This is a genomic window from Mucilaginibacter oryzae (assembly GCF_003148845.1).
Classification (GTDB): Bacteria; Bacteroidota; Bacteroidia; order Sphingobacteriales; family Sphingobacteriaceae; genus Mucilaginibacter; species Mucilaginibacter oryzae.
This window is the reverse complement of sequence record NZ_QGHA01000007.1, coordinates 206531-219439: the sequence shown is the minus strand read 5'-3', so window position 1 is coordinate 219439 and position 12909 is coordinate 206531. Positions and strand designations below refer to the sequence as shown.

General features: G+C 44.5%; 16 protein-coding genes, 1 tRNA gene and 1 pseudogene. 10 read left to right on the top strand and 8 right to left on the bottom strand.

Annotated elements, in window-relative coordinates; genetic code table 11:
- Positions 1 to 3 precede the first annotated feature (3 nt).
- Positions 4 to 210 carry a transposase gene (locus tag LX99_RS18550; protein ID WP_342769432.1) on the top strand — a complete coding sequence of 69 codons (207 nt, stop codon included), beginning with the start codon at positions 4 to 6 and terminating at the stop codon, positions 208 to 210.
- Between the two features lie 108 nt (positions 211 to 318).
- Here LX99_RS18550 and LX99_RS18545 read toward each other — a convergent pair.
- Positions 319 to 392: transfer RNA gene (locus LX99_RS18545), tRNA-Ala, on the bottom strand.
- Positions 393 to 586: 194 nt separating this feature from the next.
- Here LX99_RS18545 and LX99_RS18540 point away from each other — a divergent pair.
- From LX99_RS18540 to LX99_RS18535, 3 genes are all read left to right on the top strand, one after another.
- Positions 587 to 1789 (top strand): PQQ-dependent sugar dehydrogenase, encoded by a 1203-nt coding sequence (locus tag LX99_RS18540; RefSeq protein WP_109609209.1) that lies wholly within the window; start codon positions 587 to 589, stop codon positions 1787 to 1789.
- Positions 1790 to 2115: 326 nt separating this feature from the next.
- On the top strand, positions 2116 to 2256 hold the full coding sequence (locus LX99_RS25765) for a hypothetical protein (RefSeq protein WP_170122743.1): 141 nt from the start codon (positions 2116 to 2118) through the stop codon (positions 2254 to 2256).
- On the top strand, positions 2246 to 2797 hold the full coding sequence (locus LX99_RS18535) for a transposase (RefSeq protein ID WP_109609208.1): 552 nt from the start codon (positions 2246 to 2248) through the stop codon (positions 2795 to 2797). Before LX99_RS25765 ends, LX99_RS18535 begins: the two co-directional genes overlap by 11 nt.
- Positions 2798 to 2834: 37 nt before the next feature.
- Here LX99_RS18535 and LX99_RS18530 read toward each other — a convergent pair whose 3' ends face one another.
- Positions 2835 to 3980, bottom strand: coding sequence for an NAD(P)/FAD-dependent oxidoreductase (locus LX99_RS18530; protein ID WP_109609207.1), 1146 nt, complete (start codon positions 3978 to 3980; stop codon positions 2835 to 2837).
- 171 nt (positions 3981 to 4151) lie between these two features.
- Here LX99_RS18530 and LX99_RS18525 point away from each other — a divergent pair, with 171 nt between their 5' ends.
- Both LX99_RS18525 and LX99_RS18520 read left to right on the top strand, forming a co-directional pair.
- Entirely contained in the window at positions 4152 to 4862 is a 711-nt protein-coding gene (locus LX99_RS18525) for a zinc metallopeptidase (protein ID WP_245927962.1), read from the top strand.
- 191 nt (positions 4863 to 5053) lie between these two features.
- The gene (locus LX99_RS18520; RefSeq protein WP_109609205.1) at positions 5054 to 6019 is read left to right on the top strand and encodes a YXWGXW repeat-containing protein; all 966 of its coding nucleotides are present in this window, start codon (positions 5054 to 5056) and stop codon (positions 6017 to 6019) included.
- Between the two features lie 125 nt (positions 6020 to 6144).
- Here LX99_RS18520 and apaG read toward each other — a convergent pair whose 3' ends face one another.
- Together apaG and dusB are read right to left on the bottom strand one after the other, a co-directional pair.
- Positions 6145 to 6531, bottom strand: a complete 387-nt coding sequence (apaG, locus tag LX99_RS18515; protein ID WP_022832133.1) for a Co2+/Mg2+ efflux protein ApaG — start codon at positions 6529 to 6531, stop codon at positions 6145 to 6147.
- A gap of 45 nt (positions 6532 to 6576) precedes the next feature.
- The gene (gene dusB / locus LX99_RS18510; RefSeq protein WP_022832134.1) at positions 6577 to 7569 is read right to left on the bottom strand and encodes a tRNA dihydrouridine synthase DusB; all 993 of its coding nucleotides are present in this window, start codon (positions 7567 to 7569) and stop codon (positions 6577 to 6579) included.
- Between the two features lie 37 nt (positions 7570 to 7606).
- Here dusB and LX99_RS18505 point away from each other — a divergent pair, with 37 nt between their 5' ends.
- The 4 genes and pseudogenes from LX99_RS18505 to LX99_RS18490 all read left to right on the top strand — a co-directional run.
- Positions 7607 to 8551 (top strand): CPBP family intramembrane glutamic endopeptidase, encoded by a 945-nt coding sequence (locus LX99_RS18505; protein ID WP_109609204.1) that lies wholly within the window; start codon positions 7607 to 7609, stop codon positions 8549 to 8551.
- The gene (locus tag LX99_RS18500; protein WP_022832136.1) at positions 8552 to 8764 is read left to right on the top strand and encodes a putative signal transducing protein; all 213 of its coding nucleotides are present in this window, start codon (positions 8552 to 8554) and stop codon (positions 8762 to 8764) included.
- The gene (locus tag LX99_RS18495; RefSeq protein ID WP_109609203.1) at positions 8761 to 9567 is read left to right on the top strand and encodes a phosphatidate cytidylyltransferase; all 807 of its coding nucleotides are present in this window, start codon (positions 8761 to 8763) and stop codon (positions 9565 to 9567) included. The genes LX99_RS18500 and LX99_RS18495 overlap by 4 nt, the downstream gene beginning before the upstream one ends.
- A gap of 26 nt (positions 9568 to 9593) precedes the next feature.
- Positions 9594 to 10247: pseudogene (locus tag LX99_RS18490) on the top strand (phosphatidylserine decarboxylase family protein); the annotation flags it as partial.
- 664 nt (positions 10248 to 10911) lie between these two features.
- Here the strand turns inward: LX99_RS18490 and rplS are convergent.
- The 4 genes from rplS to LX99_RS18470 form a co-directional block, all read right to left on the bottom strand.
- Positions 10912 to 11259, bottom strand: coding sequence for a 50S ribosomal protein L19 (gene rplS, locus LX99_RS18485; RefSeq protein ID WP_022832140.1), 348 nt, complete (start codon positions 11257 to 11259; stop codon positions 10912 to 10914).
- Positions 11260 to 11428: 169 nt separating this feature from the next.
- Positions 11429 to 11653, bottom strand: a complete 225-nt coding sequence (locus LX99_RS18480; RefSeq protein WP_109609202.1) for a hypothetical protein — start codon at positions 11651 to 11653, stop codon at positions 11429 to 11431.
- A 6-nt stretch (positions 11654 to 11659) separates the two neighbouring features.
- Complete coding sequence (locus LX99_RS18475) at positions 11660 to 12151, bottom strand: hypothetical protein (RefSeq protein WP_022832143.1); 492 nt, start codon at positions 12149 to 12151, stop codon at positions 11660 to 11662.
- A 44-nt stretch (positions 12152 to 12195) separates the two neighbouring features.
- On the bottom strand, positions 12196 to 12762 hold the full coding sequence (locus tag LX99_RS18470; protein ID WP_109609201.1) for an RNA polymerase sigma factor: 567 nt from the start codon (positions 12760 to 12762) through the stop codon (positions 12196 to 12198).
- Positions 12763 to 12909: the final 147 nt, after the last annotated feature.

Below are 12909 nucleotides of genomic sequence, written 5' to 3'. Positions count from 1 at the left end.
GAAGTGGAAAGATCGGGTATTAAGGCTTTTGCTACCGTTTCCAGAACAATCCAAAACCATTATCAAACCATTCTCAATTACTTTGACAAAAGGCACACCAATGCCTCAGCAGAATCTTTCAATGCAAAGATTAAAGCCTTAAGAGCACAATTCAGAGGAGTAAGAAATGTCGAGTTCTTTATGTTTAGACTAATGAAAATCTATGCCTAATAAAACTATCCCCCCAACTTTTTTGCTTGATCCCTTTTTTGCTTGATCCGGTCATCGAAAGGTCAAAAAAAAGCACCTACAAAGTTTTGTAGATGCTTGATTATCAGGTGGAGAATATCGGAGTCGAACCGATGACCTCTTGCATGCCATGCAAGCGCTCTAGCCAGCTGAGCTAATCCCCCGTTGGTGGGCTGCAAATATAGTATAAGTTGTACATTTCTAAAATATAATTTAATTTTTTTAGCAGTACTGCTCCCATCGCCGGTTCAGGATCGCTGATGCCTGCGTAACAAAACCCATACACAAAAACCTGCCTGTATCTTATTTTGTTAACTATATTTGACCATAGCACATATATTCTTAACAGTTAACCATCATGCCAGTAAAAAACAAAATTATTTTAATGGGCGTATTATGCACCGGTGCCTTCATGGGGCAGGTAAAAGCCCAGTCGTTACCGCCGGTTGAAACCCAGAAACCCAACAGCGATTATAAACCTGCCGTTGCCGGTCAAACCCGTATAGGCGGCACACAAACCAAAACCAAACTGGTTGTTACTGTCATCAATAAACAGCTAAAATCGCCATGGGCATTGCGTTGTTTGCCCGATGGCCGCTTCCTGATCACAGAAAAAGGCGGTACCATGAAGATATTAAAAGCCGACGGCAGTTTTGATAAGGATATAACTGGCCTGCCTGCAATTGCGGTTGGCGGCCAGGGTGGTTTGCTGGATGTTAATTTCGATTCGTCATTTACCAAAAACCGCACATTGTTCTTCACTTACTCCGAACAGGCAGATGGCGGCTTCCAGCTCGCGGTAGCAAAAGGAAAACTCTCTGCCGACGATAGCAAGCTTGAAAACGTACAGGTAATTTATCATGCCAAACCGGCTTACAACGGGCATTTGCAGTTTGGCTCGCGCGTGGTGTTTGATAAACAAGGCAACCTGTTTGTAAGCACCGGCGAGCACGGCGCCGAAGATATCCGCATGAAGGCGCAAGATCTGGGCGCCGCCGTAGGTAAAGTTCTACACATTACCCGCGATGGCAAGCCCGTTCCGGGCGGGCCTTTCGCCGGCAAAAGCGGTGTATTGCCCGAAATTTATGCCTACGGGCTACGTAACCCCGAAGGGATGACCGCCAACCCGTTAACGGGCGAATTATGGGAAGCCGAATTTGGTCCGCGGGGAGGCGATGAGATCAATATCATCCGCCCGGGTAAAAATTATGGCTGGCCGGTAGTTACTTATGGTATCGAGTACAGCGGCCAGAAAGTAGGGGAGGGCATCCAGCAAAAAGAGGGCGTTACGCAGCCCGTGTATTACTGGGATCCCAGCATCTCACCTTGCGGCATTACTTTTTATACCGGCAACCTCATCCCCGAGTGGAAAAACAATTTGTTTGTTGGCGCGCTCGGCGGTTCGCACATTGCCCGCCTCGTGATCAAAAACAATAAAGTAATAGCCGAAGAACGTTTGCTTAAAGATAAAAACGAACGCTGGCGCTCGTTGGTTACCGGCAAAGACGGCGCTTTATATGGTGTTACCGATAGTGGTAATTTTTACAGGATAGGTAAATAAAATTTATTGTTTTTGCCGGTTTCGGCACGTTATTACTAACAAGGCAATCGCAAACTACGCAGGGGTTCCCTGCCTGGACGCGATTGCCTCGTTGTTCGCGAGTATATATTCCGATAAACTCTCCCTTCTGGTTGCCAACTTCTCCTCATCGTAGTTAATCGCTCTTAAAACATTTAATGATTTGATTTTCAAAAATTTATTGATAAAACCAACATAGATTTTGCAGGTTTTTGCTATGTTAGTATCAAAAGCTTGCAGATATTTATACTCAACAAACCCATAAATACTACCAAATTTAGTTTTTACAACCAGGTTTAAAGGAACAATTGTCGAGCAAACATCCGCTGTACATTTTAGCAGATCATGTTAACTGGCAACTGTTCGAGGATAGCTTTAAGAAGCGTTATAAAGAGAATTTTGGCCGTCCGGCCAAACCGATCCGCCTGATGGGCGCTTTTGATCAGTAAAGTATCGATTACCGTTACCCAAAACAGTGGCGTGATTATCGGGGCATTGAACATCCCGGGGAACGATTACGACGGACATACGCTGGATGCAGCCCTGGAACAGCAGCAAAGGCTCACCGGACATAAACTCAAAGAAGCATTTGTTGACAGAGGCTACCGGGGAAGGAAAGAGGTACTGGGAACCATTATCCATACCCCAAAAACCTTCAGCAATAAACTAACGGCTTATCGAAAAAACAAATTAAAGGAAGGCTTCACCAAAAGAGCCGCCATCGAACCTAAGATCGGCCATTTGAAAACAGATCACCGCCTGAGCCGTAACTTTTACAAAGGAATTAAAGGCGATAACATCAATGTGATGCTCGCTGCTGCTGCAATGAACTTCAAAAGAATGATGAATATCTGGAAGAAAAATCTTCGGCGATTTTTTTTCACTTCGTTCGGGGCCTATAAACAATTTTACAACAACCAATTGATTATATTAATCCTCGGTTATCGACTTTTTAAGGCTCGACTAAGTAGCTCTGTAGTTGGGGATTGATTCATGCCATTACCATAACGAATTAAAGGCTTTAAAACTACAGGCAGTTGATGAGTAACTCAGCAACTTCTTCACCTACCAGGCTCCCCATCGCTACGCCCATGCCATTACATCGCACCGCGCAGAAAATACCTGGCTGTAGTTGTTTAACAATGGGCGCAATTTCCTGGCCAAATCCCATGATCCCGCTCCACCAATAATCAATCTCCACGTTTTTGCCGGGCAGAATCACCTTATTCAAATAACTGATCAGTTGTTGCTTAACAGTTTCGGTATGCCCGAAATCGTAGCTTTCTTCGGCTTTGTAATCAAGGTTACGGCCGCCGCCAAACAGTACCCTGTCATCAATATTACGGAAGTAATAGTAACCCTTATTAAAATGATAGGTGCCTTTAAGTTTTAAGCCCGGGATGGGCTTGGTAACCAACACCTGCCCCCTGCCGGGTACCAAATCAAGCTCCGGATATAGCTGACCCGCAAAAGCGTTGGTTGCTAAAATTACATCAGATGCCTTGAAGTTGCCTTGCGTAGTGTTCAATACAATGAATTGATCTTCGCGCTCAATGGCTGAGATACTGCAATTATTTAAAACCAGCACCCCCGATTGATAGGCTTTATATAACAAAGCGCGCATCATTTTACCGGTATCAATTTGCCCCTCAAACGGATTGTATATCAAATGCCTTACTCCGCCCAGGCCAAATGCTGCTATTTTTTCATCGGCAACTGAATAAATGTCAGGCTTGCCTATGGCTTGCTGCATTAGTTTATTCAGCTGCGTTATCTGATCCATACAAACCCCGGCATGCTCCGCTTCATGGTCCATAAATAACTCGTGGCCGCCATGCTGATGATAATCGATAGCATCATCGCCCAGTTTTTCCCTTAACCGCTGTAGCCCTTGCCAGCGGTAGGCTACCAGGCGCATGGCTTCCTCTTCAGAAGAGCGGTTGATGTTATCAATTTGCTCGGAAACTGTACCAAAACACGCGAACCCGGCGTTTTTAGTACTGGCACCCGATGGTAAAAAGCCCCGTTCCAGCACCAAAACTTTTAATAATGGCCGGAGTTTTTTCAAATGGAGGGCCGCGCTAAGGCCAACAAGTCCGCTGCCGATGATGATAACATCAGCATTATCGATAAATGATGTGCGTTCCCAATATGAAAATGAGGGACTGATCATGATCAAAAATAGCTAATAGAGCGGGCAAATTGCCGGTAAACACCTGTCATGCTCAAACTTTTATTTAAACCGGAATAGTTTTTGAACTGCATATAGCGGTTGTAGCATTTAATCCGCTTAATTTTTAATTATATTATATAAAGGATATATATGAATCATCTTTCATTGATTATGGGATACATAGCCCCCAATTCGGCATGGTTGCTGATGATCGTGGTGGCCCTGGTGAGCTTCATTGTACAATGGAGGTTCAGAAGTAAATTTAAGCAATATTCAGAAATAGGTTTACTATCCGGCTTATCCGGCCAGGAGGTGGCTGTAAAAATGTTGCGCGCTCACGGTATATTTGATGTGCAGGTTATTTGTGTCGACGGGCAATTAACCGACCACTACAACCCCGAAACCAAAACAGTTAACCTCAGTACCGATGTTTTTTATAGCCGCAGCATTGCCGCCGCGGCCGTTGCCGCTCACGAGTGCGGGCATGCGGTGCAGCACGCGCAGGCTTATAGCTGGCTTAGCTTCCGCTCGGCGTTGGTGCCTGCCATTAATGTGGCTTCTACCATTACGCAGTGGACGTTGTTTATCGGTGTCATCCTGCTGGCCTTTTCCGGCAGCCCCTATGTATTGGCCATTGGTGTTGTTGCATTAGCGCTGGTTACATTTTTTAGCTTTGTTACGCTGCCGGTCGAGTTTGACGCCAGCAGGCGCGCGCTGGCCTGGCTGGATAATAACTATGCCATTGTACAAACCGGGCAGGAACATGAAATGGCTAAAGACGCCCTTTGGTGGGCAGCCATGACCTATGTAGTTGCAGCGATAAGCGCACTTGCTACGCTGGTTTATTATGCCTCGTTTTTATTTAACGGCCGAAGAAATTAAGCCCCCTACCCCCCTAAAGGGGGAACAATAGGGAAAACAAAAAGCCGGGCAATTTTTTGTCGGGCTTTTTATTTGGCTAACCAACAGGTTGCTGCGCCGCGGTATTCATCTTCATCTGTTGTTCATTCAACTGCTAAAAACTTAATTTAATATTCATCGACCGGGGATAAGTTTGGTGAAAATTATCAATTATGAAAAAGATTAGCAGTGTGCTTACCGTGTTTTTGCTGGTTATAGCAACAGCCTTTAAGGCTCGTGCACAAGTGAGTGTAGGTGTTTCTATTAACATAGCTCCGCCTGTTTTACCAACCTATTCGCAACCCCCATGCCCGGTTGATGGTTATCTGTGGGTGCCCGGCTACTGGGCTTATGATCCGGATAACGGCTATTATTGGGTACCGGGCGTATGGGTGCGTCCGCCGCATGTAGGTTATTTATGGACACCCGGCTACTGGGGGTATGACGGTGCTGTTTATGTGTTTCATGAAGGTTACTGGGGCAGGCACATCGGTTTTTATGGCGGCGTAAATTACGGTTATGGTTATGTTGGCACCGGCTATGTTGGCGGGCGTTGGGCAGGCAACTCATTTCAGTACAACACAGCCGTAGTGAATGTAAACAACACCGTGGTGCATAACACTTACGTTAATAAAACGGTAATTAACAATAACGTAACAGTTAACAATAACAGCTTTAATGGCCCGGGAGGCGTAACCGCTAAGCCAACCGTTCAGGAACGTTCTGCCGCGAACGAAAACCACATACAACCAACTACCGAGCAGGAAAATCATCGGCAGGTAGCTCAAAAAGACAGGAGCCAGTTTGCCAATGTTAACCACGGCCGCCCTGAAACCACAGCCATGAACAAGGTGGGTGGTAACAGATTTACACCGGAGGGAAACCAGAGGCAACATAACGTAAAATCAAATCCGGATGGCCAGGCCCCGGAAGGTAACGGGCAGCATGGTAACATCAGCCCTGAATCGCAGGCCGGTAACCAAAGAGCCAGGCAGGCGGCAGGCAATCCAAACGCTTCCGACCACCAGCGCAGCCAGTTGTTGGCACACCAGCGGGCCGCTCAACAATACAGGCCGGCTCAACAACACAGACCGGCACAGGCCCCGCACCACGAGCAAGGGCATAGGGGAAGGAGATAATCCTCCCTGAATCCAGAGGGAATAAATAGCCTACAAAGCAAAAGGCCGGTTTTCAACAATGAAAACCGGCTCTTCGTATTTTTAATCATTACCGCCATTCCTTCCCCTTCAGGGGGGCGGGGCGATTAATTCAACCTATACGGCGCAATCAGATAAAATTCAGGAATCTGAACATTAAAATTGGCGTTATCCAACAGGCGTACCATATGGTATTCGCCTTTCATGCTGCCCATATCTGTTTTAAGGTTGCAGCCCGATACATATTCGTGGGTGTGGCCGGGATCAATAATTGGTTGCTGCCCAACTACGCCTTCGCCCTCTACCTCGCGTTTAGCCCCGTTCGAATCAAAAATATACCAGTGACGGCTCATCAACCTGATGGCGTAGTTTGTCATGTTTTCGATACTTACTTTGTAAGCGAACATAAAATGATCATTTACCGGGTTTGAATATTCCGGCTGATATATGGTTTCTATGGAAACCTTAACACCCTCAGTTATAGTGGTAACCATGCTACAAGTATCGTTTATTTCAAATATAATGAATGCGAACAAATATTACGCCAACTCAACGCTATATTTTTCCTCTATTTCGGCCAGTATCTGGTCTACAGCTTCCAGGTCGGGCGCGGTAACAAACCTCATCCTGAACTCTTTGAAGTGATCAATCCCCTTAAAATAGTTTGAATAATGCCTGCGCATTTCAAAAATGCCTGTTTTGGGGCCTTTCCACTCTATCGATTTATATAAATGGGCCCTGCAGGCGCCAACACGTTCGGCAATGGTGGGTTTATCCAGGTATTCGCCGGTTTTAAAATAGTGCTTAATTTCGCGGAAAATCCATGGGTAACCAATAGCGGCGCGGCCTATCATCATGCCGTCAACCTCGTATTCCATGCGCCATGCCGCTGCTTTTTCAGGCGAATCGATGTCGCCGTTACCAAAAATGGGGATTTTAATCCGCGGGTTTTTCTTGATGTCGCGAATCAGGCTCCAGTCGGCCACACCCTTGTACATCTGGGCGCGTGTACGGCCATGTATAGTCAGCGCTTTAATGCCTACATCCTGCAGGCGCTCGGCCACTTCATATACGTTTTTGGTATTATCATCCCAGCCTAAGCGGGTTTTAACGGTAACCGGCAAATGCGTTGCCTCAACAACGGCTTTAGTCATGGCCACCATTTTATCAATATCCTGCAGCAAGCTTGCGCCTGCACCGCGGCAGGCCACCTGTTTTACAGGGCAGCCGTAGTTGATATCCATTAAATCAGGTCCGGCCAGCGTGGCTATCTCGGTAGCTTCGCGCATATGATCGATGTCGCTGCCGAAGATTTGGATGCCGATAGGCCTTTCATATTCAAAAATATCCAGCTTCTGGCGGCTTTTGGCTGCGTCGCGGATCAGGCCCTCGCTCGAAATAAATTCGGTGTACATCATATCCGCCCCGTTTTGCTTGCATACATAACGGAATGGTGGATCGCTTACATCCTCCATCGGCGCCAGCAGCAGCGGGAACTCCCCTAAATCAATATTTCCTATTTGTACAGACATCCTTATCTTTAGCGCAAAAATAAGAATTTTACACCGAATGATAAAAGAGCCATATCAACAGCCTCAGCCACAGGGAGGTCAAATAACGCCGTTTTTACAGTTTATTATACTTTCGGTGGGCACTGTAGCGCTTGTTTTTGTTTTATCGCTGGTAGCTACCGGGTTAATCTGGGCCTTTTTTGGCGAAAAAATTTTTACCGATGCCTTAAGCTTCAATACACAAAACCCTAAAACGGGGCAGGCCTTATGGCTGTTACAAATAATTGGCACTACACTGCCCTTGTTTTTGGCGCCTGTGCTGTTTGCTAAATTTGTTGTAAATGAGCCTAAAACTTACCTGAAGCCCGCCTTTAATTTCCACCCGGTATTGCTCATTTTTATATTTGCCATCATGTTTTTTTCATCGCCGGTGATGGAAGTACTGGTTAATATCAATGAAAAGCTGGTATTGCCCGATTCGATGAAGGCTTTGGAAAACCTGTTGCGGAGCATGGAAGCGCAGGCGCAGAAAGCTACCGGAGCCATGCTGCAAATGAAAACCATTTGGGATATGCTTTTCGCGGTGCTGGTGGTGGGTTTATTAACCGCAATTGCCGAGGAGTTTTTGTTCAGGGGCGCGCTGCAAACCATCATGATCAGGCTTACAAAAAATCCGCATTCGGCTATCTGGATCACGGCCATCCTGTTCAGCGCCTTTCATATGGAGTTTTTTACCTTTTTGCCGCGTGTGGCTTTAGGGGTGTTTTTTGGCTATTTTGTAATGTGGAGCGGCAGCATCTGGACAAGCGTTTGGGCGCATTTTTTAAACAACGCTACCCAGGTGGTGATCATGTACCTGTATTCGCAAAAAAAGATATCCCTTAACCCTGATGATCAGCACGTATTTAATTATCAAAGCTATGCTTTAAGCCTGATAATTATATTAATTTTGCTCTTTATGTATCGCAATATAGCCAAAGGGAAAAGTTTGCTGCTTAGCTAAATGGAAAAAAACTGGGTTAAAATTTTTACTTCAACTAATTTTTACCGATCAGAAATTGTTAAGCAGATGCTTACCGGGCACCATATTGATACTGTTTTGCTCAATAAGCAGGATTCATCGCACCGCAACTTTGGCGAAATTGAGGTTTATATTCACCAGGAGGATTTTAGCAGGGCTATCGAGATCATGATCCTCAACCAACTTAATATATGAAACAACGCGCCATAACCGGCTTATTTTTTATTATCGTAATGATTGGGTCTAATTTATTAGGCCCTTATGTTTTTAGTGTATTTTACCTGCTATTAAGCCTGTTTTGTTTGCTCGAATTTTACAAGCTGGTTAAACAGGGCGGGCTGGAGCCTGAGCGTTTTACCGGCGGGCTGGCCGGGGTAATCGCATTTTTATTTTTCGCGGCCAACTGCTATTTCCCGGCATATAAGTTTATTTTGCTGCTGCCGGTGTTGTTAAGTTTTATCGCTATCGGCGAATTGTATAAAAAATCGGCGGTGCCCTTTACCAATATCGGCTTCACTTACCTGGGCCTGCTGATGGCCGTTGTGCCTTTTATGTTTTTTCATGCCATGGCTTTTACCCGCGGCGATGGCGTATTTAATTTTCATGTGCCGCTGGGCTTTTTAATTATGCTGTGGAGCAATGATACCGGCGCCTACCTGGTAGGCAGCAAATTTGGCCGCAACAAACTGTTTGAAAGGCACTCGCCTAAAAAGTCGTGGGAAGGTTTTATCGGCGGGATATTGATTTGCGCGCTGGCAGCGTATATTTTAAGCCGTTTTTATGTAGAGTACTCCGTTTTGCAATGGATCATCATGTCGCTTATTATCTCCAATTTCGGCACCCTAGGCGATTTGGTCGAATCCATGTTTAAACGCAGCCTCAACGTTAAAGATTCGGGCGGGATCCTGCCGGGGCACGGTGGCTTACTTGATAGGTTTGATGGTTTACTGATGGCTGCGCCAATTGTATACGCTTACCTGTACTTCATTTCAAATTAGTAGCTTTGTATTAAAACTTATATATAATGACCATACATAAAGAAGGCTATACCTCGCTTGCAATTACTATCCTGTTCATTTTTGTACTGAACGCGGTGATACAATTTTACTTCCCAACCGCGCATACTTTAAAATGGATAGTTTATATTTTTTCGGGCGCTTTGTTTTTGATCATCCTGCAGTTTTTCCGCAGCCCGTTTTTTGATATCGAAACGGCCGAAAACACTATTCTTTGTCCTGCCGATGGTAAAGTGGTTGTGATTGAAGAAACTGAAGAAACCGAGTTTTTAAAAGATAAACGCATCCAGTTATCGGTGTTCATGTCGCCGGTAAATGTGCATGTTAACCGTAACCCAATAGCAGGTGTGGTTAGCTATTTTAAATATCATAAAGGTAAATACCTGGTGGCTTGGCACCCCAAGTCGTCAACCGAAAACGAGCGTACCACCATCGCTATCGAAAACAGCAAAGGCGTAACCGTATTGTTCAGGCAAATTGCAGGCGCTTTGGCCCGCCGTATTGTGTGGTATGTAAAACAAGGAGATGTTGTTGAGCAGGGCCAGCAATTTGGTTTTATTAAATTCGGATCGAGGGTAGACGTATTTTTGCCTTTGGGCACTAAAATATTGGTAAACATAGGCGATGTGGTAAAAGGTGGCCGTACCGTTTTAGCCGAACTGGTTGACCCCGAACCGGTAAAAGAAGCGCCCGCAAAGCAGGCAGCTGTTGTAACGCCGGTTGAACCCGCTACTGTTATAGAAGAAACGCCTACCCTGAACGCGGTTACACCGGCCCCATCGCTGGTGGTTGATCATCCTGAAGTTGTTTCGGATAAACAAGTTGCTGCTGAAGATCCAGCTGCTGATGAGCAACCCGTAAAGAAAACAACTTCGCGTGCTAAGAAAGCTACTGACGCCGAAGGAAAAGAATAAACATATTATATAAATCAGTTATAACAAAGAAGAGCAAGGTCGGGAATCCACCTGCTCTTCTTTGTTATGGAAATTTACCCCAATTGCCGCAGGTTTAGCAATAATATATCCCTGTGGTTGGCCTATAGCTAAAGTTATTAACTTCAGCGTGTTGTTTAAGGCGATGTGTCAATAATTACGCTACCGCCATATTCACAACCAGGAATTTAAGCTGCTTAGGTTGAAAACTTAAGCCATTGTAAACAACGGGTTGCACTATTGTTAAACCCGCGGCAGATTGCAAGATTAATACCACAAAATAGGATAAAATGCTACGCCAACCTCAAAAACCATCGCATAGCAAAAGGCCTTACCGAAAATTGCTTTCAGAAAGGCCTTTTAATTTTTTATATGCTGCTAAGCAGCGAGGTAATTAAACGCGTTTTGATTTGATACGGGCAGCTTTGCCGGTAAGCGCGCGAAGGTAGTAAAGTTTTGAACGGCGAACTTTACCCACGCTGTTAACCTCAATTTTATCAATGTTTGGAGAGTTAACAGGGAAGATACGCTCAACGCCAATACCATTTGATACTTTGCGTACAGTAAAAGTTTCAGTTACACCGGTACTGTTGCGCTGAATAACAACACCTTGGTAAACCTGAACGCGTTCTTTATTTCCTTCTCTGATTTTATAGTGAACACTTACAGTATCACCAGCTTTGAAGGATGGAAGCTGCTTTTTTTCTACTGATTGCTCTTCAACAAATTTTACTAAATCCATGATTTTAAGCTCTTAAAGCGATTTTTAGCCCGTAAAAATCGGATTGCAATATTAGGCATTTTTTTCATTAAATAAAAACCAAATTTAAAAATTTCAACATTTAGGTTTTTTATTAACAAACAGTTGCGGTTTTTTAAGGCATTGCGCACAATGGCTACGCTGTTTCGGACTACGATTTTCGCTCGGTAAAGTAGGCGATAACGGTGTATGCCAATCCGTTTAAAAGCAGGTTAAATATCGAGTTGATAAACATATCGCCCACCGAATCTGAATGTTTACCGATAATTACCGATCCGATTGCCGTGTAGGTAACTGCTAATGTTAATATAACCCAGCCAATTATTGATACCGGCAGGTAAATAATCCCTTTACGGGTAAACCAGTTTAATTTCATGATAATTTAATTTTTAATGGAGATGTTTTCTGTCATAGCAAAGGCGATAAACGCGAACAGGATAGCGAAACTGATAAGGATCAATACAATATTCCATAGTTTTAGCCTGATACTGATGTTGAGCTCTTTTGCCATCCGCCTGTTAGTGTCGATTTGTTTAACGCCAACGTGGATAATGGATAGCAGGTTGATGATAATGCATACTACCGGCAGTATAAATAATACAATAGGCCCGGTATAATTAATGTACGGCACTTTTTCAAGCTGTATCATTACACCAAACATCGAACTGAACCAATTGGTATTTGCGTGAAAATGATAATACATAAATACGCATATCATAAAATAGCATGGCAATATCACCAGCCATAGGCCCAGCGCGGCAGAGCGGTTGGCATTCATGATGGCCATTTTTACCTTCTCCTGGTGTTGGGATGGGTTTACATCGGGTACTTTTAGGTTTTCCATTTGTTTTAAAAATTCGTCCTGATTTTTCATGTTAATTACCCTTATAATGCGTTAATTGATTTGGGTTGCAATGCTTAAAGCATATTTCTTAATTTTTCGAGCCCGCGCGATAACAGCGATTTTACGGTACCCTCGTTTTTATCCAGTATCTCGCTGATTTCGGTATTGTTTTTCTGTTCAAAATAGCGCAAGGCTATTACCTCCTGGTATTTGATATCCAGTTTCAGCAGGTTTTGGCGGATGCGGTTATAATCATCAAATGCTTTGAGTTCCTGTTCTACCATTTCGCGCTCGTTGCCGACGTGGTCATGCAGTAGTTTTTCCATCTGCGGGTTTTCGAGCAGTTGCTGTAACGATTCGGGTTTGTATTTGCTGGCGCGGTAGTACTGGTTAAGCTCGTTGGTGGCAATGCGGTAAAGCCACGAAGAAAGGCTGATACCCTTCCATTTAAACGAACCGATTTTTAAAAAAGCTTTCAGAAATGTTTCGGCGGCAATATCGCGGGCCAAATCGTAATCGCCGCAACGGCGCATCACGTAGCCAAAAACAGGTTTATACCAGCAGTCAAACACCTGCCCGAAAGCAGCCGGATCGGTTCGGCATTGTTCAATAAGCTGGCGTTCGGTATGGTAAGGGTTCATAGCTGCAATGCCACTATAATGCAGGATGCACTATTTGGTTGCAGAATTTATGAAAATTGGTTGATTAAAGGGAGTAGTTGATTGGCTGAATGGTTACTTTGTCTGGATTGACTTTGGGCTAATTATTAGAATTTTTGAAATTTGCTC

Excerpts from the sequence above, each read along its gene's own strand:
- LX99_RS18525 (WP_245927962.1), top strand. The coding sequence starts at position 4,152 with ATGGGATACATAGCCCCCAATTCGGCATGGTTGCTGATGATCGTGGTG.
- LX99_RS18475 (WP_022832143.1), bottom strand. The coding sequence starts at position 12,151 with ATGAAAAATCAGGACGAATTTTTAAAACAAATGGAAAACCTAAAAGTA.
- LX99_RS18480 (WP_109609202.1), bottom strand. The coding sequence starts at position 11,653 with ATGAAATTAAACTGGTTTACCCGTAAAGGGATTATTTACCTGCCGGTA.
- LX99_RS18470 (WP_109609201.1), bottom strand. The coding sequence starts at position 12,762 with ATGAACCCTTACCATACCGAACGCCAGCTTATTGAACAATGCCGAACC.
- LX99_RS18505 (WP_109609204.1), top strand. The coding sequence starts at position 7,607 with ATGATAAAAGAGCCATATCAACAGCCTCAGCCACAGGGAGGTCAAATA.
- LX99_RS18520 (WP_109609205.1), top strand. The coding sequence starts at position 5,054 with ATGAAAAAGATTAGCAGTGTGCTTACCGTGTTTTTGCTGGTTATAGCA.
- apaG (WP_022832133.1), bottom strand. The coding sequence starts at position 6,531 with ATGGTTACCACTATAACTGAGGGTGTTAAGGTTTCCATAGAAACCATA.
- LX99_RS18495 (WP_109609203.1), top strand. The coding sequence starts at position 8,761 with ATGAAACAACGCGCCATAACCGGCTTATTTTTTATTATCGTAATGATT.
- dusB (WP_022832134.1), bottom strand. The coding sequence starts at position 7,569 with ATGTCTGTACAAATAGGAAATATTGATTTAGGGGAGTTCCCGCTGCTG.
- rplS (WP_022832140.1), bottom strand. The coding sequence starts at position 11,259 with ATGGATTTAGTAAAATTTGTTGAAGAGCAATCAGTAGAAAAAAAGCAG.
- LX99_RS18540 (WP_109609209.1), top strand. The coding sequence starts at position 587 with ATGCCAGTAAAAAACAAAATTATTTTAATGGGCGTATTATGCACCGGT.
- LX99_RS18530 (WP_109609207.1), bottom strand. The coding sequence starts at position 3,980 with ATGATCAGTCCCTCATTTTCATATTGGGAACGCACATCATTTATCGAT.
- LX99_RS18500 (WP_022832136.1), top strand. The coding sequence starts at position 8,552 with ATGGAAAAAAACTGGGTTAAAATTTTTACTTCAACTAATTTTTACCGA.